Here is a 26,984-nt window from a genome sequence, read left to right on the forward strand (position 1 = left end):
TATACCATGGAATAAATTATAAATCTATCATTATTTGATATGATTTAACAGCCATAAACTTAATCCGCCTTTTTGCAAGGCGTTTCTCTCATCTTCGATCCGGTTTGCGTCGTCCTGAATCGACAGCAGAATATGCTCGTGAAAAGAAAGCAGCTGGGGAATGCGCAATGGGGTCTGCTTGATGTGCTCATGGTTGGCTTCCGCTACGGCGACATATGAACGCAGGATGCCGTGAACGGCAATATAATGCTCGACACGATCGGCAGTGAGCGGTTCGTCGGGGGCAAACTGCGACCGGATCAGCGAGAGCAGGCTGTTATAGCTGCCTTCCTCAAGATCCTCCCGCCAGTCCACCCAATCGTCCGCCATTTGCAGCGTAGCCAGTACGTGTTCGAGCAAGTCGGTCACGGCCGGAATTTGTTCCTCCCTGTCCGACAAGAGCAGCGCTCCGGTGCTCGACAGCTTCAGTGGCGCAGCCTTGCGTGCGATGAACAGGGGGTTCACGCGGAAATAGTCGGCCGTGTGCTCATTGGTAACGGCTTCCGCCCATTCATGCAGGTACTGCCGGAAATAGGACCAGAACCGGGACGCTGGGGGGAAGTAACCGCGGTAGATGTCGAGAAACTGCAGGTACAGCAAATTTCCCAGCGGCAGCTGCTCCTTGTCCTGGGGCGTGGAGGAATCCATGCAATCGTCCTGAATGAAAAAATAGAGCATGGCGCAAACGTTGCCGATCGACAGCTTCCGGGCGTCTTCGGCCGAAAGTCCTGCCGTTTCCATCAGCCAGAAGGGCAGCAAATAGCAGATATAGTTTTTGGCGCTGTTTTCTTCGAGCGGGTTAAAATGGCTTAAATAGGAAAGGCCTTTCGTGTTCAACGGAGAGGGGAACGCGGCAATGATGCACTCGGTTTCGCGGAATACATACGACAAATCGGCTTCATAAGGCTCTAACCATTCCATATAATCACCTTTTTTAGATAGAATTGTTGTTCCAAGCGGCGGTATCCGATGCTGAAGACATCCTTGAGCCGTTGACTGGTTATGAGTATGAGGTTGTGTGTATGTTGTTATATGAAGTTTAGTTGAGGTTTTGATTAGTTTAGCATATATTTCCAATTTATGAAATCCGAAATTGAAAGAACCGGATGCGAGGCTGCAGACTGCTGGTTCCGGTACACTAACATTCGGTAGAGGTGCACATATGAAAGCTTCGAGAAAATACGGCATCATCGCGGCGGCGATATGTATAGTCATCCAGCTTGTGCTTGCCGCCTCCTGTTACGGCAGTTCCGAACCGGCTCTAAAGCCGCTGACGGACTGGCGGTTCACATGGGAGGGCGGAGGTACAGGCAGCCGCAGCACGGACGGCATCGGGCCGGCTTCCGGGTGGGAGCCGTACCGGATGAAGCAGCCGCTGCAGCTAGGCACCGGGGAAGAGAAGGCGGGCTGGTTCGAAACGAAGCTGCCGGCGCTCATCTGGAATACGCCTGCCATTTTGCTCAAACCGGTTTACGGAATCAAAATCGACATCTACGTCGGTCAAGAGAAACGATACGAAATCGATCGGGATTACCGGTACGATGTTCATCATATCTTGCTTCCGCTCAGCCGTGAAGACGCCGGTCAAACGCTGCTCATGAAAATTCAGGGGGGAAGCGGCCGGATCGGCATGGACGGTCCCGTGTGGGCCGGCGATTACCAGACGCTGCTGACCAAGCTGATCAAGGCTAATCTGGGTGATATCGTTTTGGGAAGCTCGTTTATATTCATTGCGCTGATTATGCTGATTTCGGCTGTACTCCTGAACCGGAGTGAGCGGAACAGCTGGCTGTCGCTGACGGTAGTCATTTTGTCGATCGGGCTCATGATCCTGACTTATTCTCCTTTTGTGTACAGTCTGTTCGGAAGCTATGGAGAATGGTTTCAGGTCGTTTTTGACCTTGGCCTGCTGTCGCTCTTACCGGCGATAACCTATTATTTTGAAAGAACCATTGGCCCCGGCTACATGTTGATCATCCGGATGTGCCGTAAATTCCAGGTAGGCTACTCGCTCTTTTGCCTCGGGTTTATGGTCATCAACCTGCTTAGCGGCAGCCGTTTCTCCGATATTTATTATTTCTTTTCCGTCAAGGTGCTCGGCTGCATTATGATCGTTCTGCTGATGATTTTGGCGGCCAGCGCGATATCCTACGCCGCCAGAGGAAACAGGGACGCGGCTGTGTTTGCTTCGGGATTTGCCTTGTTCGCCATCCCGGCGCTGGGTGAACTTGTCTGGTTCTATGTACGCCAGGGGGACTACGTGCTGTTCTGGTGGAAATGGGGAGTCCTTGGCTTCGTGATCAGTCTCATTATGATCCTTGGCCGGAAGTTCGCCCATAATCATCAGCAGATTGTCGTGTATTCCCGGGAGCTTGAAATGTTTAACAGCGAGCTGCAGCGGTCGGAGAAAATGGAAATCATCAGCGAGTTGGCCGCCTCGGTCGCGCACGAGGTGAGAAACCCGCTTCAGGTCACCCGCGGCTTTCTGCAGCTGCTGCAGGAGAAGTCGAGGGACCGGGAGAAAGAGTATCTCCGGCTGGCGCTTGAGGAATTGGACCGGGCATCGGGGATTATTACGGATTTTCTTACGTTTGCCAAGCCGGAGGCGGAGAAGGTATCTCTGCTCAATGTGGGGTATGAATTCCGGCATATCGAGGGCATCTTGATCCCCCTGGCCAACCTTCAAGGCGGCCGGATGACGACGGATATTCCCCAAGACTTGTTCGTTTACGGCAATTCGTCGAAGTTCAAGCAGGCTTTTATCAATATGATTAAGAACAGCATTGAAGCGCTGCGGGAGGAAGGCCACATTCAAATCCGGGCTTACCGGGAGGATGGCCAGGTCGTCATTCGCGTCGCCGACAATGGAGAGGGGATGGAGCCATCAGAGGTGGCGAGGCTCGGCGAGCCATATTACTCCAACAAATCGAAAGGAACCGGGCTCGGCCTGATGGTCACGTTCCGAATCATTGAGGTGATGCAGGGAAAGATCGAGATTGAGAGCAAGAAAGGCGCCGGTACGGTGATGACCGTCCGTTTCCCGGCTGCCGCATCCGGCGAACAGGGAACGGAATAATCCCGTGATCCGCATACACTGGAACAAAAAAATGGCGCCTGCATCGGCGTCATTTTTTTACGTTTAAAATAGCTCTTCAGGAGCGTTCCCTCCGTGGAGGTCTCTCCAGGCCAGATATAAGCTGATCGTTGCTGCAATAAGAAACAGAAAAGCGGAAATAAAGGCAAGCTGCTTTCCGGTGCTCATCGCACCGATACTCCCGCCTGCTCCCATTCCCGGGGTTGCGGAGGGGACCAAACCGCTGATTCGAACGGGCTTCGCCGGTTTTGATCTTGATTTAACCCGCTTCCTTGGTTTTGCCGATTTCACTGGTTTCACGTTAAGACACTCCTTTGCGTGAGAATCCTTCTTTAAAAAACGATGACAGGGTGCTTTAACGAACTCACAGTAAGTTATGTTACTGCCGTTCGGGTCGTTCCGAGGCCAAGAGAAAATAGACTGGGGAAAGAAACCGATGTATGTTTGATCATCTGAAATAGATTTATACAGCTTGTCGCCGCAGCTGAAGCCAGAGGTCTTATTGCAGTGTATGATGGGGCGGCCGAGATGTTATCTACAGGAGCAAAAAAATAAGGTCCCGGTTGGCCCTCGTGCCGTCCCTTCCCGGTGATCCGAAAATGTTGAAAACATCCGGCTGGCGGGAAAATGATCATTTACTAGATTGTTAGTTTTGTTATAATAAATTATGCTAACTTTCTTTGGACAATACGAGCAATGGCAGGAGGATATCATGGACAAAACGCAATGGAACATCAGCGGCTGGAGCTTTAAGGCTTGCAAGGACCAGGAATGGATGGAGGCGAAGGTACCGGGCTGCGTACATACGGATCTGCTGGCCAACGGAAAAATCCCGGATCCGTTCTACGGAACGAATGAGAAGGAAGTGCAGTGGATCGACAAGCAGGATTGGGAGTACGAAAGCCGGTTCGATTTGCCGGAGGAGCTGCTGTCCCTTCCGCATCTGGAGCTCGTCTTTAAAGGGCTTGACACCTATGCGGACGTTGCCGTGAACGGCAAGCCTGTTCTTCAGGCGGATAATATGTTCCGCACATGGAAGGCCGATGTCAAGGATGTGCTGCAGCCGAAGGACAATACGGTCCATGTTCGTTTCCGCTCGCCGGTCCAGGAGGATCTTCCCAAGCTGGAGCGCCTCGGCTACGATTTGCCGGCAACGAATGACCAGTCGGATGTCGGAGGACTTGGAGACCGGAAAATCAGCGTATTCGCCCGCAAGGCGCCGTATCATTACGGATGGGACTGGGGTCCTCGTTTCGTGACCAGCGGCATTTGGCGGGATGTCTATATCGAAGGATGGGATCACATCCGGATTCAGGATGTGTACATCGATCAGACGGAGGTTACGTCAGCGTCCGCAAAGATAACGGCCGTGATCGAGCTGGAATCAGATCTGGAAGGGGAAGCGCTGGTTCGCCTGAGCGCGGACGGTCAGACCTGGGACCAGAAGGTCCAGCTGTCACAAGGCACCCAGACGGTGGAACTCCCGCTGGTGATCGACAATCCGAAGCTGTGGTGGTGCCGTGGACTCGGTGAGGCGAATGTGTATGAGTTCCGCGCGGAGCTGATCGTTGACGGCAGCGTGGCAGCCGAGAAAAGCGTTAAAACGGGCCTGCGCTCGGTCAGACTGGTCCGCGATAAAGACGAGGCGGGCTCCACCTTTTATATCGAACTGAACGGAGTACCGGTGTTCGCCAAGGGTGCCAACCATATCCCGAACGACAGCTTTATTACCGAAGTAACTTACGAACGCTACCGTCATGAGATTGCCAGTGCAGCAGCCTCCAACATGAATATGCTGCGCGTCTGGGGCGGGGGAATTTACGAGCAGGACGCTTTCTATGAGCTGTGTGACGAATACGGCCTGATGGTATGGCAGGATTTCATGTTTGCCTGCAGCATGTACCCCGGCGACGAAGCCTTTTTGGAAAATGTGCGGCTGGAAGCGGAGGAAAACGTCAGACGTCTGAGAAATCATCCTTCGATTGTTTTATGGTGCGGAAATAACGAAATTGATACGGCTTGGTCCCACTATTCCGAAAATACCGGCTGGGGCTGGAAGCAGCAGTATTCTCCGGAGCTCCGCGAGCGACTGTGGCAGGATTACGAGGCGATCTTCCACCGGATTTTGCCGGAAGCGATTTCCCGTTATGCGCCGCAGGCCGATTACTGGCCGTCTTCGCCGATGATCGAGCTGACCGGGGACATTCATCAGCATGCGACGAACAGCTCCACAGGCGGGGATATCCATTACTGGGGCGTATGGCACAATGTGGAGCCGTTTGAAAATTATAACGTGTACATCGGGCGTTTCATGAGCGAATACGGTTTTCAGTCGTTCCCGGAATACAAATCGGTTCGCCGTTATGCCGAAGAGCATGATTTGGCCCTGGAATCGGAAGTGATGCTGGCCCACCAGAAGAACGGGCAGGGCAACCGCCTGATCAAGCAGTATATGGATATGTACATGAACGAGCCGAAGGATTTTCCGTCCTTCCTGTATATGAGCCAGGTGCTGCAGGCGGAGGCGATGAAGATGGCGATTGAGGCGCATCGCCGCAAGAAGCCTTACTGCATGGGGACGCTGTATTGGCAGATGAACGATTGCTGGCCGGTGGCTTCCTGGGCGGGAATGGATTATTTCGGCCGCTGGAAGGCGCTCCAGTATTACGCCAAACGCAGCTTCCAAGACATCGCCGTTTCCATTGACGGTACGCGCGGCGATGAATTGGACATTTACGTCCTTTCCGATGTGCTTCAGCCGCTGTCCGGAAATCTTCGGCTGCAGGTCATGGACCTGAAAGGGAACGTCCTGCAGGAAACGGCGGAGAGCTTCAGTATAAGCGCGAACACATCGGAAAAGGTGCATACCTGCTCCGTGGAGCAGCTGCTGGGCGGAAGCCGTCCTCAGGAAACGTTTCTGGTCGTCCAGCTTGAAGTGTCCGGACAGGTGGTGGACAGCAAGGAGCATTATTTTGTGCCGGCTAAGGAGTTTGCGTTTGCCAAAGCGAATATCACGGTACGGGAAGAAGAGGGCAGCGAGGGTCATACGCTGATTCTTACAACGGATACGCTGGCCAAACAAGTATGGATTTCCAGCGAGGCGGAGGGCAGCTTCAGCGACAATTTCTTCGATTTGATCCCGGGCAGGGAGCAGCGCGTACAGTTTTACGCCCGTTCGGAAGGGGAAGAGCCGTTCATCCCGGCCAGACCTGGTCAGATCGAAGTGAAATCGATGGCGGACTTTATCGTAAAGTAGAATATTTGCATACAAAAGAGCCGTCCGGGTATACCGGGACGGCTCTTTTTCTTTGGGGTGGACGCGTATGCACCAGCGCTGTAGTCGCTGCTGTTAAATATAATGCAGTCCGGATAAATAAGGCAGAGGTATCGTACAGAAATCCTCCGGAGCCCCCGCCAGGTGGGGAGACTCGGGATCAAACAGCAGCGACAGCAAACCGCTGTCATCCAGCACGAGTTCCTGTCCCTTGTTTGTGACCGTGTATGATCTGCCGCCGGCTTCATCGATGCGGATAAAGGATTTCCAGTCCACCTTGAACAGCGGGGAACACTGCGTGAGCAGGCTGTGGGCGTCCGCGATCCATACGGTGCCGCTGTTCGGGCCGGATTGGACCGCGGCGCCGGCCTGCTGCAGCAGTTTCAGCAGGGCTTGCTCCTGCCAAGGCACCGGAACCTCCAAGCGCTGAATCTGGTGGCGCTGGAGCATTTCGGCCAGCAGCCGGGCGACGGCCTCCGGATGGCCTCCCCACTCGACGGCCTTGGCCGGTTCGCCGGACGGCGAGGATTCAGGAGCCGTTGGCACGGCGGCGGCCAGAAAGGCTGCTATCGCGCCGTCTTTGCGAGCGGTGAGCGTCTCTTGGCGCATCATGGTGATGTCCGCGATGGCGCTGCTGCCCAGCAGCGTGAGCAGCTGTGCGGGGCCCTGCTCATAGGCCGGGGATGCGCCCGAGAGGATCGCGGAGATGCCGAACGTATCCTCCGGCCGCATAGGGCTAATGCTCCATTCATCTGTATCCGCTTGCAAAAGGGCTGCCGCGCTGCCGCTATCCAGCATGGCATAATGGACTCTGCCAAAATCGTAGCAGCCTGCCCGGCGGTACAGGGAACGGCCGCCGGATACGAATACGAGGGAAGCTCCGGAGCGGCGTGCATGGTCCATGCATTCCGCCAGAAGCGTGCTGGCCAGATTTTGCCCGCGGAAGTCAGGGTGTGTGCATACCGAACCGATGCTGAACACGTTCAGCCTGGCTTCCCCGATCCGCACCACGTCCGGCGCCAGTCCCATGAACGCCACCAGCTCGCCCTCATCGGTGAACGCGCCGTATGAATGGCTGACGCCCGGATAAAACAGGGCCGGAAACGATTTGCCCATAGAAGGCTGGCCGGGTTTGCCAAATACAAGGTCTGACAGGTCTGCGGCCTGTTGTAATTCATTTGAATAAAGCAGCCGAATCTTCAAGTTATATATGCCTCCTCATCCGTCTTGCTTGTTGTCTAATAGGTCGAGAATAAGTATAGCCCTCTAACGGGATAAAGTGAAGACGGACGAACCATTTCCTCTATTGAAAAAAACAGATGCCCGGAAAGCCGTTGTCTGCTCCAACGTTACAAAAAAGTGCTTAAATGACTTTGAAGTGCGTACTTCCCGAAGGAGCCATCCGGGTGCACAATAGAGCCATCACCAAGCACAATATACGAAGGAGCTGACATTCCATGAATGATCATAAATCGGTAAAGGAAGAACGGAAAGTGGCATTGGTCGTCGGGGCCAATGGGGTGATTGGACGCAATCTCATCGACTATTTGCTGACGCTGCCGGATTGGGAAGTGATCGGGGTATCCCGGAGGGGAGGAGAGGACCGGGAGCGGGTCCGTTATATCGCGGCGGATCTGCTGGACCCGGAAGATGCCCGGCGCCGCCTGGGCGCGCTTCCCGAAGTGACGCATCTTTTCTACGCCGCTTATCAGGACCGTCCGACCTGGGCCGAGCTGGTGGCGCCGAATTTGGCCATGCTGGTCAACAGCGTCGAGGCGGTCGAAGCGGGATCGCCGGGGCTGCGGCATGTCAGCCTGATGCAGGGGTACAAAGTGTACGGTGCGCATCTCGGCCCGTTCAAAACCCCGGCCAGGGAATCGGATGCCGGTCATATGCCGCCCGAGTTTAATGTGGATCAGCAGCAGTTTTTGGAGAAACGGCAGCAGGGGAAGGCTTGGACGTGGTCGGCCATTCGTCCTTCGGTGGTAGCGGGTTTTGCATTGGGCAATCCGATGAATCTGGCCATGGTTATCGCCGTATACGCGTCCATCTCCAAGGAACTGGGCATTCCGCTCCGTTTTCCGGGGAAACCGGGGGCCTATCATACGCTGATGGAGGTTACTGATGCCGGGCTTCTTGCCAAAGCTACCGTGTGGGCCGCAACCGATCCGCGATGCGCGAATCAGGCGTTCAATATCAACAACGGGGATCTGTTCCGCTGGAACGAGATGTGGCCGAAGATCGCCGCTTACTTCGGAATGGAGACGGCGCCGCCCCTTCAGATGTCCCTGGACGTCGTTATGGCCGACAAGGAGCCGTTGTGGAATGACATGGTCAAGAAGCACGGGCTGGCCCCGCATTCTTATCAAGAGGTCTCTTCCTGGGGCTTCGGCGATTTCGTCTTCTCCTGGGATTACGATTTTTTCGCCGACGGGACCAAAGCCCGCCGCTTTGGCTTCCATGAGTACGTGGATACCGAAGAGATGTTTATGAACATTTTCGATGATTTGCGCCGGCGTAAGGTCATTCCGTAACGTGTAGGTTTGGCCGTCATGCCTATGATATCCCCAACGTATAAAAAAGAGAGGCTGCCCCTGATTTTGCAGGGATGCAGCCTCTTTGCTTATATATGCTTCTGATCCGTCCGAGTTATACCGCAGGATCTCTTGGCGCCGCCGGTCCTTTCAAACGACCGATCTGCCGATGGCCGCCTGCCCATGCAGCCGGTCAACCTGCTTGTTTACGGCGCAGACTTCAAGCGGGAGTTTTCTCTGATGGCCGCCGTTCCCTGGTACTTTTTATCGACATGCATTTCACCCCATCGGCACATCATGTGCAGCAGCTCCTTCATGCTCCAGCCGTACTCGGTCAGTTCATACTCAACCTTGGGAGGAACTTCATTGTAGATAATGCGCTGAATGATGCCCTCGTCTTCCAGTTCGCGCAAATGCTGGGTCAGCATTTTCTGGGTGATGGAAGGAATGAGATGCAGGAGCTCGTTGTTCCGCTTTTTGCCGAAGGTCAGATGAAACAGGATGACCGGCTTCCACTTGCCACCGATCACCTCCAGGGTTACTTCCACCGCCGTATTGTATATTTTCACCGGTTGATCCATACGTTCGCACCTCCGTAAGTAAAGGTCTGTTCGCCGCCGTCTTCAAGTCTTCTCTACTGTATAGGATAACCTGGGGCCGCAGGGAGCGATAATCCGTCTGATTATTTCCAATATAGCATGACTGGTTGCGATCCGCATAACAGGCGACGGGAAATTGGAGGGCATTTTATTTTTATTCTTGAATTTAATATATGTATGCGATATATTGCATACATAAGATAAAGGAGTGAGCGATCATGCCGATCCCTAAAAGTTATTCCTCGCCTGTGCGTATGACCGCTAAGGAGCGGGCCTTCAGCCAAATTCAGAGATGGATTATCGACGGCACCCTTCAACCGGGAGAAAAACTGGTGGATGCCGAATTGGCGGAGGCGCTGGGGGTTTCCCGCACCCCCGTACGCGAGGCGCTGCAGCTGCTGGAAGTTCAAGGGCTGGTAGAAATGCATCCGGGAAGGGATACGCGCGTTCAGACGGTCGAGAAGGATGACATTCTGAAAATGTACGCTACCCTGGCTGCTTTACATTCCCTGGCGGCTGAAACGGCTGCGACTCATATTTCGGCGGAGCAGATCGAACAGCTGAAGGGGCTTAACGCCGATTTTGCCGCCGCGATCAAGCAGGGGCAGCCGTACCAGGCGATGGAGCTTGACGAGCAGTTTCATAACCTGATCGTGGACGCCTCTGATAATGCCTACGTTGCATCCTTCAGCGCCTCGCTGCAAATCCATATTCGGAGGTTCAAGTATGTTTTTCTGGCTCAGCCGGTGTCGGCAACCGCTGCCTCGGCAGAAGAGCATGCCCGCATCATTGAGGCGTTCGAGAAGAAGGATGCGGCGCTGGCCGCCTCGGTGATGAAGCAGAATTTGCTGAGACCGATGAATGAGCTCTATGCATTCATTCAAAACCACTCGGAAGGAGACGATTCGAAATGACGAGTCAAGATCGACCTGATCTGCGGATTCGCAGCAAAGTCATCAGTGAGGGCGTAAACCGGGTCCCGAACCGGGCCATGCTCCGTGCGGTCGGATTTAAGGATGAGGATTTCAAGAAGCCGATGATCGGCGTGGCCAGTACCTGGAGCGAAGTGACACCCTGCAATATGCATATTGATGAATTGGCCAGGGAAGCCAAGAAAGGCGCTCAGGCCGGCGGCGGGGCTCCGCTCATATTCAATACGGTCACCGTTTCCGACGGGATATCGATGGGGCATGAAGGCATGCTGTTTTCGCTGCCCAGCCGGGAAATTATTGCCGATTCGATCGAAACCGTCGTGAACGCCGAGCGTTTTGACGGCCTGGTAGCGATCGGCGGGTGCGACAAGAATACGCCGGCCTGCCTGATGGCGATCGGACGCATGAATCTTCCGGCTGTATACGTTTACGGAGGCACAATTCAGCCTGGATCGCTGAACGGCCGGGACGTAAATATCGTGACGGCCTTCGAAGCTGTCGGGCAGTATCATGACGGCAAAATGACTCCCGAGGAGCTCCATCAAATCGAGTGCCACGTTTGTCCGGGTGCCGGAGCCTGCGGGGGAATGTATACGGCCAACACCATGGCTGCGGCCGCGGAAGCGATGGGTATGAGCCTGCCTGGTTCCTCATCGACGGCGGCCATCGCAAGCGGAAAAGCCGATGAATGTGCGAGGGCGGGAGAAACGGTAATCCGGCTTCTTGAAAAAGGAATTTATCCAAGAGACATTATGACGAAAAAGGCATTCGAGAACGCCATTACCGTCGTCATGGCTCTGGGGGGATCGACCAACGCCTTTCTGCATCTGCTGGCCATCGCCCATTCCGTTCAGGTCGATCTGACCATCGACGACTTCGAGCGGATTCGCAAGAAGGTGCCGCATCTTGCCGATTTGAAGCCGAGCGGCCGGTATATGATGCAGGATCTGAGCGATGCCGGGGGTGTCCCTGCGGTCATGAAGCTGCTGCTTGAAGCGGGCCTGCTTCACGGCGATTGCATCACCGTAACCGGGCATACGATTGCGGAAAATTTGGCAGCGGTGCCGCCGCTGCGGAGCGGGCAGAATGTCGTCAGACCGCTGGATCAGCCGCTGAAGCCTACAGGGCCGCTTGTTCTGTTGAAAGGTAATTTGGCGCCGGATGGGGCCGTAGCCAAAATGTCCGGCTTGAGCAGGCTGTCCTTTACCGGGCCTGCCCGCGTATTTGACAGTGAAGAAGAAGCCACGGAAGCGATCGTGGGCGACCGGATCCGGAAGGGAGATGTCGTCGTCATCCGCTACTGCGGACCGAAAGGCGGTCCCGGCATGCCGGAAATGCTGTCCGTCACAGCCATGATTGTGGGCAAAGGACTGGGCGGTGACGTGGCGCTTCTGACCGACGGCCGGTTCTCCGGCGGCTCGCACGGTTTTGTGGTGGGACACGTGGCTCCGGAAGCTCAGGTCGGCGGTCCGATTGCCCTCCTTCGGGAAGGGGACATCATTACCATCGACAGCGAAACCCAGGAAATCAATATGCAGGTCAGCTCCGAGGAGCTGGAGGAGAGAGCAAAGCAGTGGTTCCCGCCGCAGCTGAAGCATTCCGCCGCCGTGCTGCGGAAGTATGCGCGGCTCGTATCCTCGGCATCCAAAGGAGCCGTCACCGATGGGGACGTTTAATTTGAAGCAGGGGAGCACCGCGATAGATGCGGTGTTCCCTTTTTTATTTACCATGATCCGCTCATGTCCAATAACCCCGCATAATCGCGCCTTTATTTGGAAAATGTAGACCCATGATTCCCCTTTTCAGAGGGCTGTTCTCACCGCCGATTGACGCTTAAAGGGGAGGGGAAATCCCGCTTTTGTTTGTAACGTTAGTTGCTTGGTTTATATATAACTAGGTCAATTTTCTTGTTCGCAACCGAAATTAAGGCGTGTTTACATTCCATTTTAAAGAGGCGAGGCTGTTTGGATTCCACAACATTGGTTAATTCACTTGTTCTATTAATGGCCGGCCTGCTGCTCGTCGGCGTGCTGACCACCAAATTTTCCTCGAGATTCGGCATGCCGGCCCTTGTGCTGTTTATCATCGTCGGCATGCTGATTACGCGGTTCGTGTATTTCAATAACGTCCTCATCACCCAGATCGTCGGGATTTTGGCGCTGATTGTCATTTTGTTCGAAGGGGGCATGCAGACGAAGTTTGACGATATCAAGCCGGTCATCAAGCCGGCCCTGTCGCTGGCGACGGTGGGGGTGCTGCTGACGACCTTTATCGTTGGCGTCTGCGCCAAGTATATTTTGGGCGTGTCCTGGGTGGAAGGCTTTCTCTTCGGTGCCATCGTCGGATCGACGGATGCGGCCGCGGTGTTCTCGGTGCTTGGAGGGAAAAATATCAAAAAGCGTCTGACCTCCACCCTGGAAGCCGAGTCCGGCAGCAATGACCCGATGGCCGTCTTTCTCACCGTCTCCCTGATCGAATACTATCAGCATCCCGAGGCGGAAATCTTCCAAATGATCCTGTCGTTTTTCTGGGAAATGGGCATCGGTCTGGTCATGGGGCTGCTCATCGGCAGGCTGGCGGTTTACGTCATCAACAAGATTAATTTCGATTCGTCCGGACTGTATCCCGTCATGGCGCTCGGATTCGCCATTCTGGCGTACAGCGCCACCTCGGTGATCCATGGCAGCGGGCTCCTCGCCGTCTACGTGACAGCCATCGTCATGGGCAATTCCGATTTGGCCTATGGGCGCTCGATCATGCATTTTAACCAGGGGTTCGGCTGGATGATGCAGATCGTCATGTTCGTGCTGCTCGGCCTGCTTGTCTTTCCATCCGAGCTGCCGGGCATCGTCGGGGAAGGTCTGCTGCTCTCCCTGATTCTGATGCTGATAGCAAGGCCCGTGGGCGTCTTCCTCAGCACACTCGGGATGAAGTATTCTTTCCGGGAAAAGCTGCTCATTTCCTGGGCCGGCCTGCGCGGAGCCGTACCGATCGTGCTGGCGACTTATCCGATGCTGGCGGAAATGGAGCACGGACGGCTATTTTTTAACGTGGTGTTTTTCGTCGTGCTGACTTCGGCCATTATCCAGGGGGCAACGATTTCCCCGTTTGCCGGGAAGCTGGGGCTGGCGGGAGAAATCAAACCGTCCAACCCTTCGCTCCTGGAGCTGACAGCATTGGGCAAAGCCAAATCGGAAATCAACCACGTGGACGTCAACGAGACGATGGCGATCGCCGGTAAGGAAATTTCCGAGCTCGACCTGCCGGAGGACATTTTGTTTACGGCGATCATCCGCCACGAACAGATCATCGCTCCGCGCGGGAACACGAGGATCGAGTCCGGAGATACGGTGTATGTGCTGAGCCCGAAGGCGAAACGGAAGCAGGTGAAGGCGATTCTGACTTCCCCGGCACTTCCGGTGGTTCATCTCAACGAGGTGAAGCAGAAGCCGGAAGAAGCCACCAACATCATACCGCCTAAAGAACCGGACGACCCTCCGGAAAAGGAGACTTAACTTAACACAAAAGCCCTGCCTTCTTTGCGAAGAAGCAGGGCTTTTTGGAATGCGGGAGGTTCAGGCTTTTCCCAGGATAAAGCTGATGATCAGAATCAGGAGCACCAGGGTGGTAATTCCCGTATACAGCTTGTCGCCTTCGCGCACAAATACCCAGATGGAGATCGCGACGCGCAGTACAGGGGTCAGAATGAGAAGGATCAATCCGGCCGTGATGACGGCGTAAGGCTTGAATGACGCGATTCCGCTCACAATATCGGGGAGGCTGTGCGGGTAAGAGCTGCCGGGGTATCCGCTGCTTCCCTCCATAAAAAAGAGCACCAATCCGACGATGATGACGGCTGCGCTCAGCACGACGCCGACCCGGAGCCAGCGGCTGACGGCCAGCTCCACCTCCAAAATATCTTTCTGTTGCCGCTCTTGGCGTTGCTCGTTCGGTTCGCTCATTTCGTCAGTCCCACTCCTTCCAAAATCATCTGCACGGCCACGTACGCCAGCACCGGAATGAACAGCAGGCGGATCGTCTTGCTCTTGAGGCGCTGCATAATTTGCGCACCGACGGTCGCTCCGGCCAGAACGCCGAGAGCCACCGGTCCGGCGATATGCGGATCGATATCCCCGCGCAGCAGGTAGACTCCCGCGCTGGCCGCCCCGGTCACGCCCATCATGAAGTTGCTGGTAGCGGTCGATACCTTCAAAGGAAGCTTCATGAACACGTCCATGGCCAGCACTTTGAAGCTGCCGCTGCCGATGCCGAGCAGGCCGGATACGATCCCCGCACCGTACATGACGGAGAAGCCTCCGTAGACGTTTCCGGCATGGTAAGGGACGTCCTGCTTGATGGCTTTATCATAATAGCTTCCTTCAAGCCGGAGCTTCTTGGCAGCCGGGCTCATGCTGACCTCACCGGCGGCACCTTCGCTCTTCTTCTTGATCATATTAAACGCGGAGTAGATGAGCAGCAGCCCGAAGATGATATAGAGCAGATTAGGGGCGATGATGCCGCCGATAAACGCGCCGGTGATCGCCCCGATGGTCGTGGCGATTTCCAGAAACATCCCGACCCTCATATTGGTGATCCGGTCGCGGATGTAGGCGATGGCGGAGCCGCTTGAAGTGGCGATGACGGATATGATGCTGGCGCCGATGGCATGCTCGATGCTGACCCCGAATAGAAGCGTCAGCGCCGGCGTGACGATGATGCCGCCTCCGAGCCCCAGCACCGATCCGACGATGCCGGCCAGAACGGAGATGAGCAGAATTTCCAAAGATAACGTAATCACATGAGTACACCTGCCTGTGTCAGAAAATATGAGTCCGGATTGCGCTCTTCCGCCGTATCCCTGTACACTAAAAACACGGGGCTTATCGCATCCGGATGCCGTAGAACGGATTCATTATACACCGTTTGTATAATATTGACCATACAAACGGACGATATTTAAGTAGTTTATTTTTACAATGTAAAATACAACGAAGCAATGAAGCTTATGCCGGGAGAGGAAGAAAGCCATGAAATTCAAACATTTGGACGAAAAAGACAATATGATTCTGGATCATCTGCTCGATAACGGCAGGCTCAGCCATGCCGAGCTCGGCCGGTTTGTGAACCTGACGCGGGCTGCCGTGCGGGAACGGGTCAATGGCCTCATGGAGCAGGGAATCATCGATAAATTTACGGTGATTGTCAACCCGCTGAAGGCCGGAAAAAGCATGTCGGTGTACTTCTTGATCGAAGTGGAGTGGAACCTGCTTGAGACCGTTGCCGAAACGCTGCTTGCGGATGATGAAATCACGAGCGTCTACCAGATGAGCGGCGGCCCGCACCTGCATGTCCATGCGTTGATGGATGACCAGGAGCATGTGGAAAAATATTTGCGGAAGCTCCAGACGGTGGAGGGCATCACGAATGTGCACAGCGAGTTTCTGATCCGCCGGTTCAAAGAGCGGGAAGGCATACAGATTTAAGATGTCCTTCATGCAGCTGCATCCATGCGGTCTTTCTTGTTTATCATGCCTATCTTTGTATGTGGGTAACCGGATCGCGGGGAAGGCGTATCGGGCGTGTTAGATGAACAACCAATTTTGGGAGGTGTCTGGACAGATGGAAACCAAAGATCAGCTAGAGCAGGAATTAAGGCGGATTGAAAAATGGGAGAAGGATCAGAAAGGCGCGTGGTTTTGGGAAAAATGGAGCCGGCTGCCGTTTATGCTGCTGGACCGGCTGACGCCGAAAGTGATTCAGGACAAGCTGGCCGAAGGGCTTGGCGAGGTCGGACGGTTTCTGCAGACCGGCGGGCAGTATTTGGTGCAGCGCAGATCCATTCTCAAACGGCTTGAGCGGACGCATTCGCATATGGGAAGCGGTCCGGAGGGAAGGGGAGCGCCGGAACCGGCCGATGGGCATGACGGCGGGGATGGAGCCGTACTGACGCTCGCCGAGGCGGCGAATCTGCCGCTTGCGGTCATGGACAGCGTGGCGGATGAGCTCACCGCGAGCCGCGCCAAGCTTGCTGCTGCCCAAGGGGCGACAACGGGCATCGGCGGCGTATTGACGCTGGCCATCGACATCCCTGCGGTGCTGGGCCTCTCTTTGAAGGTGCTGCAGGAGATCGCCGTTTGCTACGGCTACGATCCAAGGGATGAGAAAGAGCGCCTGTTTATCGTCAAGTGCCTTCAGTTCGCATCGGCCGACATTGTCGGCAAAAAGGCGGTGCTGGACGAGCTTGGGCAGTTTGACGGAGACCACGCGCCGGCTCAAGTCATGTCGCAGATTCAGGGCTGGCGGGAAGTGGTGCAGACGTACCGTGACAGCTTCGGATGGAAAAAGCTGTTCCAGCTCGTACCGATTGCCGGGATTTTCTTCGGCTCCATCAGCAACAAGGGCACGATTGAGGATGTGGCCGAAGCCGGAAAAATGCTGTACAGGAAGCGGCGGATTGTGACCAAGCTGCGCTCGGAGCAGCCGGACGATGAGGCATAAGGGCCGGCAACTTAAAAGGACCGCCCTGGGCTTTATAATAAGCCTGGTGGCGGTCCTTTTTTGCAGATGAATCGCTTGGACGCGCAACACTCTGATCAGGCTTCCGTTCCCTCGGACCACCGGTTCAGCAGCTTGTCGGACGGAAGCAGATAAGTCAGAATGCCAAGCAGCGGCAGGAAGCTGCATATCTGCATGACGGTCGTAATGTCCACGATATCGGTCCATTTACCCAGCACGAGTGCGCCAAGGCCCCCCATCCCGAAAGCCAGGCCGGTAATAAGGCCGGAGACGGTTCCGATTTTGCCGGGGAACAGCATTTGCGCATACACGACCGTCACCGAGAAGCTGGAGAAGACGATCAGGCCGATGAGCGCCAGCAGCACGCCTGACCAGAACAGATTCGCATAAGGCAGAAGGATGGCCAGCGGAGCAGCAAGGATCATCGAACAGAAGATCATGTTCCGTTTGCCGAACCGGTCGGCCAGCGGACCGCCAAAGAACGTGCCGACGGCGCCGGCTGCTAGGAACAGGAAAATGTAAACCTGCGCGTCGCTCACGGAAAGGTGGAAATTCTCCATGAGATAAAATGAAAAGAACGTGCTGATGGACGAGCTGTACCAGGAACGGACGAACACGAGCAGCACCAGCAGCACGATCGCGAAACGGACGCGGGAGCGCACTTCCGGACGCAGCTGGCGCGCCTGCGTTTTCTTCTTCTGGTACGCCCCGGTCCGCAGGCGGTTGCCATACCATCTGGCGATAAAGATTTGGACCGCAATGCCGGCCGCGGCGACGATGGTAAACCAGATCGAGCCGAACAGGCCGAGCGGGATGAAAATCCACATCGTCAGCACGGGAGCCAGGGACTGCCCGGCGTTGCCGCCGACCTGGAAGATCGACTGGGCCAGCCCGCGGCGCGTTCCGGAGGCCATGTGGGATACCCTCGAGCCTTCTGGATGAAAGGCGGCTGAGCCCAGGCCCACGAACACGACGGCCAGCAGCACGGCCGGATAAGTGGTAGCGAAGGCCATCAGCAGCATCCCAGTGAAGGTGAAGCCCATCCCGATCGGGAGCAGCGCGGGCGTCGGCTTGCGGTCGGCGAACCATCCGACCACCGGCTGCATAATGGAGGACGTAAAGTTGATCGCAAAAGAAATGATCCCGATCTGCGTATAGGTCAGGTGCATGGACGACTTCAGAATCGGGAAGATCGCCGGGATGACAGATTGGATCGAGTCATTAAACAGATGCACGAGGCTGATGGCAATGAGGATCCGGTAGACCGTGGCCGACATATCCGGCTGCGTCAGCGGCTGCTGTCCACTTGGCGGTGAAGTTTTGGTCATCGTTTGAACGGACATGTTACCTCCTGGTGTTTGAACTCAAGACGGATCGGCTATGTACATGTCAGGTCCTCTATCGTTCGGAATGTTTAAGGAGATTATATGTCAGATTCAGGCAAACCGTATACCCCTTACTTGATAAAAACTCCCCCGAACGGAATGATCTCCCGCAGTACCCGCTTGATCAGCCCGTCGTTGTTCAGGTCCTTCTCCAGGTGGCTGCTCCGGTGTCCGGCCTGAAACAGCACCGTTCCCACACCCGTCATTTTAAAATGATAATTCATGTGCTGGCTGGCCAGCGTATTGCCGTAAACCGTCAGGTCGAGCTTGGCATTCTCGGGATAAGCGATCACGCTTCCCGCGTCAACGTACAGCGGCTCATCCGGATGAAGCTCCGCTTCCAGGACCATGCCTTCGGTCAAGACGCCGATCGTGCCTGTCCCGGCAAATTTTACCTTGACGGCGTCACGGGTAATCAGCATATTCTTCGCGCTCAGAATCCGCGTTTTCATGGTGATGCCGGAGCTGTAAAAAAATAAATGCCGCAGGTCGTACAGCAAATCGCTGCCGCCGGCAAGCTCAATCGGCTTGACGCTGTAGCCGGGAGGCAGCGCTGCGGTAAAACTGCAGCTCCCCCGCATATCCGCCTGAATCAGCTTTTTCTTACGGTACATCCCCTTGATGTTCATCAGCCGGTCGCTCCGCCCGTCGGACGGTCCCCTGTAGGCGATGATCTGCTCCGGATGCAGAAAGTGCATCTCTTCCCCTTGTTCCAGCAGGAAGGTCACGGCTTGTCCGCTGTCCGGGCTTGCATGTTCCTGTATCGACAGATTCAATGGCAATTCCTCCTACTTCGGGCTCCGGGATGGTCGCTAAATCCGGTTGGCTCTGCGCATGAAGTACCGCATAATGCGGATAAAAACAAAATACCCGGCGGCAAGAGCAACCACCGTGATCAGCATGACTTTCAGCTTATGCTCCCTGGCTGCTCTGGCCTGATTGGTTTCCTGCAGCGCCTGAACGGTTTCGGACAGCTCCTTGTTCTGAGCCATCAGCTCGGCGTTCTGCTCCTGGTACTGCTTCGCGTCGGCTTGAGCCCGGTCGAGATCGTCCAAGGTTTCCCGGTAGCTCTCCTTCAGCCGGTTGACTTCGCTGGGGAGGCCGGAGAACGTCTCCACCCCTTTATAAAAATCGTCGAAATAATTCGCTTTGACGGAAGTCTTGAACAGCATCGTGCCGCATATGACAATCATCACCGCGCATAATAGGCGGATCAGCGATAAGTTCCGGTTCATAAAGCAACAACCTCCTGCATAGAGTTATAGAAAGTGAGGGTTGTCCATCAAGCAGGACAGGCCGGAGCCGTCCATAGAATATACTCGAAAACCGGCGAATAAGTTCCACTTTCGTCCATTTTTGCCGGACCGGTTTCAAATGGCGCCCAAAGCGGGTAAATGAAAAGGGAAGCCGGATGACGCACCAAAAGGCGGACAGAAGAGCCAGTCCCAGGAATAGAAGAAGCCCTCTCAAATATACGAATATATACGACATGAAAAGGAGCAATGAATGATGCGTGAAACAGAACAACAATATAAAAAGATTAGGATTACCGTTAACGGCGAGCCTTTGGGCAAGGAGCTGTGGATTGACAAAGTTACGTATGCACCGGTCCAAATCCGCGAAACGGCCGGTCCAAGCGAAACCAAAATGAATGCAATTGTCAGTTAATGTCTAAATAATACCATATTTCAAAACACAAAAGACCTGGAATCCTTCGAGATTCTGGGTCTTTTTTCGCATGGGCGAAATTTATGCCGATAAAAAAAGTTTGCCGCTTCGCATCTACACTACACGTTTCGACATTTATTTCAATTTCGTTCTTTTATACTAGTTTAGGACAAATCGTAGGACTTTTTACATAAAGATGCATTGAAGTGAAAAAGCCGCGATAAAGGGAGTGGTTTACTCGAAAAAAAGGAAGAATCAGGTAGAAAATAGTGGAATGTTGTGATATTATTTACAAATATATGTATACGAACGTATGTTCCGTGACAAGATGCTGTCAGCCAATATTGGTACGATATAAAGACGATGAATTAAGATAGGGGTGAACATCCATGCAGTCAGGTATACAGGATCAATTTACATGGAACCGCAATCATATTTTTGCCAGCGGAATGAATAAGGCTATTCTACTAGTCGAGTGGTACGGAGGAACGCTGCGTCCTGCCCGGAGGCGAACCTCCCCTAAGCTTATCGCCCGGGATGTGGAGCTGCACTTGTGGCTGGAACCGCATGTGACCTTGCTGCGTATTTACGGGGCAAAGGCAAGAAGAGGACTGAATCATTCATTGATCGTGCCGCTGGGGCATCTGCAGGACGGAGTCAAGCAGTTCTTTGCGATCGAGCTTGCCCTTGAGCCGCAAAGTCCAGGTCTTCATGGCGTTATCTCGGCCCAGTGGCGCTACAAGGAGCGGAACAAGGAGCGGATCAAGGAGCTCCCCGTCAAAGAACTTTATATGAATTACACGTATCACATGGGGCTTTTGCGACAGCCGGAGGATTTTCACGTCCATAAGCATGTGAAACTTCTGGAAACACCGGGAGTAGTCAAGGAAGCCATCAGGCTGTTCGAATTCGGCGATATTGAGCATGGGGAATGGGTGCTCCGCCGGAAGGGGGACGAGCTGCTGATCAGCGCGGCCCGGAACGCGGACGGCCGTTTGCTGGCCGAGGCCGACATGCTGTACCAGCTCAGCGAGCACTATGTAGGAACTTACATGAATAGGAATACTTCTTTGGTCAGAAACGGGTAAGGAGTCGCATGTATACCCTGCCATATCAAGTACATATTTTTCAAGAAAAAATAGCAAAAACGAAGGGGATGGTCTTCGGAACATGAAAGCAGGATTCGCTTTGCTACAAGTCGAATGGACTACTTCGGAAGTTGAGATATGAGTCTAATTTACTATACGAGCTAGGAGAATCCACATGACAGACAGACTGATCCGACTAATGCGCATTATCACCCTCGTTCAGGCCAAGCCCGGCATTCTGGCGAGGGAGCTTGCGGAGCGCTGCGGCACCAGCGAGCGGACGATATATCGCGATATGGATGCCCTGAGCGCCATGCACATTCCGATTACCCATCAGGGGCATGGCAAGGGGTACAGGTTCATCGGGGATTTTGCCTTGTATCCGCTGGATTGGACGGAAGAGGAAACGTCCGCTTTCGCGGCGCTTCCTTCGATTATGAATCAGATTAAACCGATCCTGCCCGCGGCGTTTGAAAGTGCATATGAGAAAGTCATGGCGGCGAACCATAAGCGAAGAGCAGATTCCGCGGTAACAGAGCAGCAAGAAGCAGTGACATCGGCGGACAAGTCTGCGGCAGCGATACGGGATCAGCCGCCGTTTCTCATCCCGATTCTCATGGCCACCTTGTCCCAGCATACGATCCAGGCGGAATACGTTCTTTCTGAACGCCGGGAGCGAAAGTCCGGAAGGATCGATCCTTACTGGCTCGTACCCTGGAAGCATCGTTTTTATCTGGTCGGCCGGAGTCATTCGGAAGGGAATATCCAAATTTACCCTCTCAGCAATTTTCAGCAGGTAGAAGTTTTAGATGACGTATTCGTCAAAGTACATATGCATGTTCAGCAAGAGTTGTTGGATCCTTATCATGAGCAGCACGAGCAAGACCAAATACAGTTTAAAATCAGGATCTCCCCCCGGATGGCGAATATGTTCAGAACCGAGGCGTTTATTCCCCCGATGCGCATGGCGGAGAGCCGGGACGGCAGTCTGATTGTGGAGTTATGTGTGACCAACGTGGTTGAATTTATAAGCTGGCTGTCCCAGTACGGGGCGGAAGCCGAAATTATGGAGCCCGTATTTTACAGGGAGATGATGAAACGGAATTTGCGCAAATGGCTTGCTTTATACAAATGATACAGGATCCCCGCACTTTATTGCTCACCCTGCAACAGGGAAATGCCAGCAGTTGACATCCCGCTTCCCGATGGATGCTGGCCCTGTCTTTTCAATTCCTCTTCATGCATGGCAGCGACTTCAGGTATGTTTTCCCGCCCCATTCGAGAATCCGAACGACGAACGGCCGACTTCACTTGAGTCATTACGATACAGCCCAGGAAATCGTATGTTTATCATTTTCCTATCATTCTCCTCACTGTCAAGATATGTTAAAATTATAAGGAATGTTTTCCAGTTTGAGATGAGTGCAAGGAAGTGGGGAGATCGGTGAACAATTTTTTGGGAAGGAACGTGAAAGGCGACAAGGACAATGAGCCCAAGTCCGGGCTTAACTTACGGTTGAATTTGTTTTTTTTCAGCACCTTCGTCATCTTTTGCGTCATTATTATCCGGCTGGCCGTCATACAATTCGTCGAAGCGGATACCCTGACGGAGAAAGAAACAGGGCAAAACACGAAAAATATTCCGCTCCCGCCTGCCCGTGGAGATATTTTGGATGCGACCGGAACGAAACTGGCTTTTTCTACGCCGGTACAGTCACTGTACATAACCCTTCAGAAGGATTACAGCAACGCGACGGAAAAAAGCAGGAAGAACCGCGCGGAAGCGTTGCAGTTGGCTCAGAAAATAGCGGATGTCTTTAACGGATTGGGCGATCCGATCGAGAAGAAAGACATCATCGAAGCGATGGACCTGGACTCCAAGAAAGAGCACGGGTATTATCCGCGCCGGATCAAGATGGATTTGTCGCAGCGGGAGATCGCCTATTTCATGGAGCGGAAATCCGAATTTCCGGGCATCGAAATTATTGAGGAATCGAAGCGGACGTATAACTCGAATACGATCGCGGTGCAAACGGTCGGATATATTAAGAGCTTCAAGCATACGGAGTCGTTAAAAGAGTATGACGAGGCGCGCAAGGACCAGAAGGATCCCGGACTCGTCTATACGCCGGATGAGCTGGTCGGGGTCGACGGTATTGAGATGTCCTTTCAAAAAGAGTTGCGGGGCAAAAACGGGTATAAAGTGGTCTCGGTAACGCCGGGCAACATCGTTGACGGTGTTGAGGAGATCGTCCCGCCCAAGAAGGGGAACGACGTCTGGCTGACGATCAACAAGCAGGTGCAGCAGACGGCGGAGCAGGCGATCATGGACCAGCTGGACTGGGTGCATCACAATCCCGTGTCTGGTCAGACACATAAAGATGCGTTGACGGGATACGCCGTTGCCATGGAGGTGGATACCGGCAAAATTGTGGCCATGGCCAGCATGCCTGACTATGACACAAATGTTTGGGGGAATGGAGGGATTTCTCCAAAAGATTTTGATAAGATCCAGACCAACTATCAGAACGGAACAATTACTCCTTATTCCTCCGGTAAATCAGGCCACAACATGGAGTCCACGCTGCTGCTCGGATCCACGATGAAGCCGCTCAGCGTGCTGGTCGGCCTGCAGGAGCATTTGTTCTCGACGACGACACCTTATAATGATGTCGGCATTGCGTATTTCGGTAAAGAGAAGAAGCCTGTGCGGAACTCGCAGAACCATGCCTACGGATACCTCCGCACCCCGGCTGAGGCCATCGAGCATTCGTCGAACGCCTTTATGGTGGATATGGTCGGCGACAGGTTGTTTAAGAAGTATATTAACGCGGGCGGCATATACAACAAGGGCGTCGACGTTTGGGATAGATATATGAAGCAGTTCGGTTTAGGCGTATCGACGGGAATCGATCTCCCCAATGAATTCCTTGGCAAACGGGAATATATGCCCGACAAAAACGGAAAGTTCCCGCAAACAGGCAGCGCCCAAGGGTCTCTCGTCTATGCATCCTTCGGCCAGGAAGGGAGATATACAACCCTTCAGCTCGCCCAATATGCCACTACGCTGGCGAATGAGGGGGAACGGATCAAGCCGCAGATCGTCAGCAAGATTACCGACCAGAACGGCAAGGTCGTCAAAACGTTCAAGCGCGAGGTGCTGAACAAGACGGACGACTTTGACAAGTCTTACTGGAGCCTTGTGCGGAGGGGGATGAACACTGATGTAAAATCCGCGTTCGCCGGCTTCCCATATGATTTTGCCAGAAAGACTGGAACATCCCAGCAGGAGTCGTCTGATGGGGTCAAACGGGATAACGGCGTCTTTATCGCCTATGCCCCGCGGAACAATCCGAAGCTGGCCGTCGCCGTCGTCATTCCGGAAGGAGGCTTCGGCGCATACAGCGCGGCTCCGATCGCCCGCAAAATCTTCGATGCGTATGACCAGGAATACGGACTGGATGGGGTGCCGAAGAAAAACAAGCAGACTGTGAACCCCTAAGACCGTTCGAAAGCAACGTCCATTCGGCTTAGCAGCTTCACTGATTCCGCTCCGATAGAACTATGCTTTCATATGTATATATTGGAAGAAGACCGACCCGATTTTCCGGGCGGTCTTCTTCTGTTGTTCTTAAAAAATAGCAGCTTGCTAATATCCCAATCCTGGGGAAGGGCGAAAGATGTCGAACGCATGCCTTTTATGCTAGAATAATAAAGGTCGGTTTACATAGGTCAGACAGGAAGGAGGAATGCTGGTGAGCGACTATACGACGGACCACCCGCAGGAAGGTCCGAAGAAAGGGAAAAACAGCTTTAACCTGCGGATTAACCTGTTCTTTTTCAGTACGTTTATTATTTTCTGTGTCATCATTATCCGGCTCGCCATTCTGCAGTTTGTGGAAGGGCCCACGCTGACGGAGAAGGAGTCCAGCAACATCGTCAAGGATGTGCCGCTGCCTCCGGTCCGGGGAACAATTTACGACGCTTCGGGCGTGAAGCTGGCCTATTCCACGCCGACCCAGTCGCTGTATCTTACCTTGATGAAGGATTACAGCGAGAAGAATGGGAAGAAGAACCGTCCGGAAGCCGAAAAGATGGCGGAGGATCTGCTGGAAGTGTTCAATAAATATGGCGATCCGAACGGCGAGAAAATGACCAAGCAGGATATCATAGATGCAATGGATCTGGATTACAAGAAATATTCGGGTTATTCACCGCGCCGGATCAAGATGGATTTGTCAAACAAGGAAATCGCCTACTTCTCGGAGCATAAGTCCGATTTCCCGGGTATCGCGATCGAAGAGGAAAGCATCCGGCATTATGACCCCGACACCGTGGCGGTGCAGACGATCGGGTACATCCGGACCTTTAAGGGATCCAAAAGTTTGACCAAATACAAAACCATCGACGAGCAGCAGCGCAGCGGCGATGCGCAGACCGATCCGGGCCTGATTTACACCGAGCCCGAGTTTGTCGGCTTCGACGGCCTGGAGCTCATGTACCAGGACGAGCTGCGCGGCAAGAACGGGTACAAGAAGGTGCCGATTGATCCCCGCAACATGCCCGAGGGCGTGGAGGATATCGTCCCCCCGGAGAAAGGGCACAACATCTACAGCACGATCAACAAGGAAGTTCAGCTGCAGACGGAGCAGGCCATTACTGAACAGCTGAGCTGGCTCCATACGCATCCGGTTTCGGGTAAGCTGCATCCGAACGCCACGACGGGATTCGCCGTCGCGATGGAAGTGAAGACGGGCAACATCGTCGCCATGGCCAGCATGCCGGACTACGATCCGAACTTGTGGCAGACGGGCAGCGTGTCGCCGGAAAACTGGGATAAGATTAAGAACATTTACCAGAACGGCACAATCCGTTCCTTTAACCCGGGGAAATCCGGCAGCCATCCGGAATCGGTCGTGCTGCTCGGTTCAACGATGAAGCCGCTCAGCGTCCTGATCGGACTGAAGGAAGGCTTGATCACAACAAACACTTACTATGAGGATAAGGGTGCGGCCTACTTCGGTAAAGAAGGCCACCAGACCCGCGTACAGAACTCTCAGGGTCACGTGTACGGCGGGATGGACCCGGCACGCGCCATCGAGAAATCGTCCAACGCATTTATGGTTGACAAGATCGGGACGAAGCTGTATGAGAAATACGGCTCCAAAGCCATCCAAGTATGGGACAGCTACATGACCTCGTTCGGCCTTGGCGTAAGCACGGGTAGCGGTCTGCCAGGTGAATGGGAGGGCCGAAAGGAATATCTCGATATTAAAGCGGCAGGTTCCACCCAGGCGGCCATGGCTTATGCTTCCTTCGGGCAGCAGGGGAAATACACGACGCTGCAGCTCGCCCAATACGCAGCCATGCTGGCTAACGAAGGCAAGCGGCTGAAGCCGCAGCTCGTCAGCAAGATCACCGATGACAAAGGTAACATCCTTAAGACGTTCAAGCCGGAAGTGCTGAACACCGTCAATTTCAACCAGTCGTACTGGGATGAAATCAAGCGCGGGATGAAGAGTGACGTCTCCTCCTTTGAAGGCTTCCCTTACAGCTTTGCCCGGAAGACGGGGACATCGACCCAGAGCGTCGGCGGCAAGCTGATCGATAACGGGGTGTTTATCGCCTTTGCTCCGAAGGAAAATCCGGTGCTGGCCATTGCGGTTATGATCCCGGAAGGGGGCTTCGGCTCGCAGAGCGCCGCGCCGATCGCGCGTAAAATTTTCGACGCGTACGACGAGGTGTACGGACTGGACGGCGTTCCGAAAGGCAAGAAGGAAACGACCGACGATCAAAGCAACCCATAATAAAGTCAGGCAGTGCCTGCAAGGCCGTGGATTCCATCGGTGCTTGCG

At 54.1% G+C, this 26,984-nt stretch carries 21 protein-coding genes; 13 read left to right on the forward strand and 8 right to left on the reverse strand.

Annotated features, from left to right (window positions below; translation table 11 throughout):
* Positions 1-30: 30 nt before the first annotated feature.
* Complete coding sequence (locus tag C7820_RS29510) at positions 31-960, reverse strand: hypothetical protein (protein ID WP_116234089.1); 930 nt, start codon at positions 958-960, stop codon at positions 31-33.
* A 241-nt stretch (positions 961-1,201) separates the two neighbouring features.
* On the opposite strand from C7820_RS29510, the gene C7820_RS29515 reads away from it, so the two are divergent.
* Positions 1,202-3,115, forward strand: a complete 1,914-nt coding sequence (locus C7820_RS29515) for a sensor histidine kinase (RefSeq protein ID WP_116234090.1) — start codon at positions 1,202-1,204, stop codon at positions 3,113-3,115.
* 730 nt (positions 3,116-3,845) lie between these two features.
* Positions 3,846-6,389 (forward strand): beta-mannosidase, encoded by a 2,544-nt coding sequence (locus C7820_RS29520; RefSeq protein ID WP_116234091.1) that lies wholly within the window; start codon positions 3,846-3,848, stop codon positions 6,387-6,389.
* A gap of 93 nt (positions 6,390-6,482) precedes the next feature.
* Here the strand turns inward: C7820_RS29520 and C7820_RS29525 are convergent, their stop codons facing one another.
* Positions 6,483-7,610 carry a GNAT family N-acetyltransferase gene (locus C7820_RS29525; protein ID WP_181909235.1) on the reverse strand — a complete coding sequence of 376 codons (1,128 nt, stop codon included), beginning with the start codon at positions 7,608-7,610 and terminating at the stop codon, positions 6,483-6,485.
* 254 nt (positions 7,611-7,864) lie between these two features.
* Here C7820_RS29525 and C7820_RS29530 point away from each other — a divergent pair, with 254 nt between their 5' ends.
* The gene (locus C7820_RS29530; RefSeq protein WP_116234093.1) at positions 7,865-8,941 is read left to right on the forward strand and encodes an SDR family oxidoreductase; all 1,077 of its coding nucleotides are present in this window, start codon (positions 7,865-7,867) and stop codon (positions 8,939-8,941) included.
* Positions 8,942-9,147: 206 nt separating this feature from the next.
* Here the strand turns inward: C7820_RS29530 and C7820_RS29535 are convergent, their stop codons facing one another.
* On the reverse strand, positions 9,148-9,522 hold the full coding sequence (locus C7820_RS29535) for a winged helix-turn-helix transcriptional regulator (protein WP_116234094.1): 375 nt from the start codon (positions 9,520-9,522) through the stop codon (positions 9,148-9,150).
* A gap of 236 nt (positions 9,523-9,758) precedes the next feature.
* Between C7820_RS29535 and C7820_RS29540 the strand changes: the two genes are divergently transcribed.
* The 3 genes from C7820_RS29540 to C7820_RS29550 all read left to right on the forward strand — a co-directional run bounded on the left by C7820_RS29540 (position 9,759) and on the right by C7820_RS29550 (position 13,987).
* The gene (locus C7820_RS29540) at positions 9,759-10,454 is read left to right on the forward strand and encodes a GntR family transcriptional regulator (RefSeq protein ID WP_116234095.1); all 696 of its coding nucleotides are present in this window, start codon (positions 9,759-9,761) and stop codon (positions 10,452-10,454) included.
* Positions 10,451-12,148: a dihydroxy-acid dehydratase gene (gene ilvD, locus C7820_RS29545; protein WP_116234096.1), complete on the forward strand. Its 1,698-nt coding sequence runs from the start codon at positions 10,451-10,453 to the stop codon at positions 12,146-12,148. The genes C7820_RS29540 and ilvD overlap by 4 nt, the downstream gene beginning before the upstream one ends.
* A 288-nt stretch (positions 12,149-12,436) precedes the next feature.
* The gene (locus C7820_RS29550; RefSeq protein ID WP_116234097.1) at positions 12,437-13,987 is read left to right on the forward strand and encodes a potassium/proton antiporter; all 1,551 of its coding nucleotides are present in this window, start codon (positions 12,437-12,439) and stop codon (positions 13,985-13,987) included.
* Between the two features lie 60 nt (positions 13,988-14,047).
* Here the strand turns inward: C7820_RS29550 and C7820_RS29555 are convergent, their stop codons facing one another.
* On the reverse strand, positions 14,048-14,434 hold the full coding sequence (locus C7820_RS29555; RefSeq protein ID WP_116234098.1) for a DUF1634 domain-containing protein: 387 nt from the start codon (positions 14,432-14,434) through the stop codon (positions 14,048-14,050).
* Positions 14,431-15,270: a sulfite exporter TauE/SafE family protein gene (locus C7820_RS29560; RefSeq protein WP_076173677.1), complete on the reverse strand. Its 840-nt coding sequence runs from the start codon at positions 15,268-15,270 to the stop codon at positions 14,431-14,433. The genes C7820_RS29555 and C7820_RS29560 overlap by 4 nt, the downstream gene beginning before the upstream one ends.
* Before the next feature lie 229 nt (positions 15,271-15,499).
* Here C7820_RS29560 and C7820_RS29565 point away from each other — a divergent pair, with 229 nt between their 5' ends.
* Positions 15,500-15,955 carry an Lrp/AsnC family transcriptional regulator gene (locus C7820_RS29565; protein WP_089548473.1) on the forward strand — a complete coding sequence of 152 codons (456 nt, stop codon included), beginning with the start codon at positions 15,500-15,502 and terminating at the stop codon, positions 15,953-15,955.
* Positions 15,956-16,091: 136 nt separating this feature from the next.
* Positions 16,092-16,970: an EcsC family protein gene (locus C7820_RS29570; RefSeq protein WP_258875572.1), complete on the forward strand. Its 879-nt coding sequence runs from the start codon at positions 16,092-16,094 to the stop codon at positions 16,968-16,970.
* A gap of 95 nt (positions 16,971-17,065) precedes the next feature.
* Here C7820_RS29570 and C7820_RS29575 read toward each other — a convergent pair whose 3' ends face one another.
* From C7820_RS29575 to C7820_RS29585, 3 genes are all read right to left on the reverse strand, one after another.
* Positions 17,066-18,331 (reverse strand): MFS transporter, encoded by a 1,266-nt coding sequence (locus C7820_RS29575; RefSeq protein ID WP_116234100.1) that lies wholly within the window; start codon positions 18,329-18,331, stop codon positions 17,066-17,068.
* 113 nt (positions 18,332-18,444) lie between these two features.
* Positions 18,445-19,071: an AIM24 family protein gene (locus C7820_RS29580; RefSeq protein ID WP_181909247.1), complete on the reverse strand. Its 627-nt coding sequence runs from the start codon at positions 19,069-19,071 to the stop codon at positions 18,445-18,447.
* A 114-nt stretch (positions 19,072-19,185) separates the two neighbouring features.
* Positions 19,186-19,608 carry an MreC domain-containing protein gene (locus tag C7820_RS29585; protein ID WP_116234102.1) on the reverse strand — a complete coding sequence of 141 codons (423 nt, stop codon included), beginning with the start codon at positions 19,606-19,608 and terminating at the stop codon, positions 19,186-19,188.
* Between the two features lie 271 nt (positions 19,609-19,879).
* Here C7820_RS29585 and C7820_RS33615 point away from each other — a divergent pair, with 271 nt between their 5' ends.
* From C7820_RS33615 to C7820_RS29605, 5 genes are all read left to right on the forward strand, one after another.
* Positions 19,880-20,041 carry a hypothetical protein gene (locus C7820_RS33615; RefSeq protein ID WP_181909250.1) on the forward strand — a complete coding sequence of 54 codons (162 nt, stop codon included), beginning with the start codon at positions 19,880-19,882 and terminating at the stop codon, positions 20,039-20,041.
* Between the two features lie 389 nt (positions 20,042-20,430).
* Positions 20,431-21,129, forward strand: a complete 699-nt coding sequence (locus tag C7820_RS29590; protein ID WP_116234103.1) for a hypothetical protein — start codon at positions 20,431-20,433, stop codon at positions 21,127-21,129.
* 175 nt (positions 21,130-21,304) lie between these two features.
* Positions 21,305-22,264 carry a helix-turn-helix transcriptional regulator gene (locus C7820_RS29595; protein WP_116234104.1) on the forward strand — a complete coding sequence of 320 codons (960 nt, stop codon included), beginning with the start codon at positions 21,305-21,307 and terminating at the stop codon, positions 22,262-22,264.
* A 309-nt stretch (positions 22,265-22,573) separates the two neighbouring features.
* A complete protein-coding gene (locus tag C7820_RS29600; RefSeq protein ID WP_397334236.1) occupies positions 22,574-24,631 on the forward strand; it encodes a peptidoglycan D,D-transpeptidase FtsI family protein in 2,058 nt (685 codons plus the stop codon).
* Between the two features lie 253 nt (positions 24,632-24,884).
* Positions 24,885-26,936, forward strand: a complete 2,052-nt coding sequence (locus C7820_RS29605; RefSeq protein ID WP_258875574.1) for a peptidoglycan D,D-transpeptidase FtsI family protein — start codon at positions 24,885-24,887, stop codon at positions 26,934-26,936.
* Positions 26,937-26,984 lie beyond the last annotated feature (48 nt).

Source organism: Paenibacillus sp. VMFN-D1 (genome assembly GCF_003386155.1).
Classification (GTDB): domain Bacteria; phylum Bacillota; class Bacilli; order Paenibacillales; family Paenibacillaceae; genus Paenibacillus_AQ; species Paenibacillus_AQ favisporus.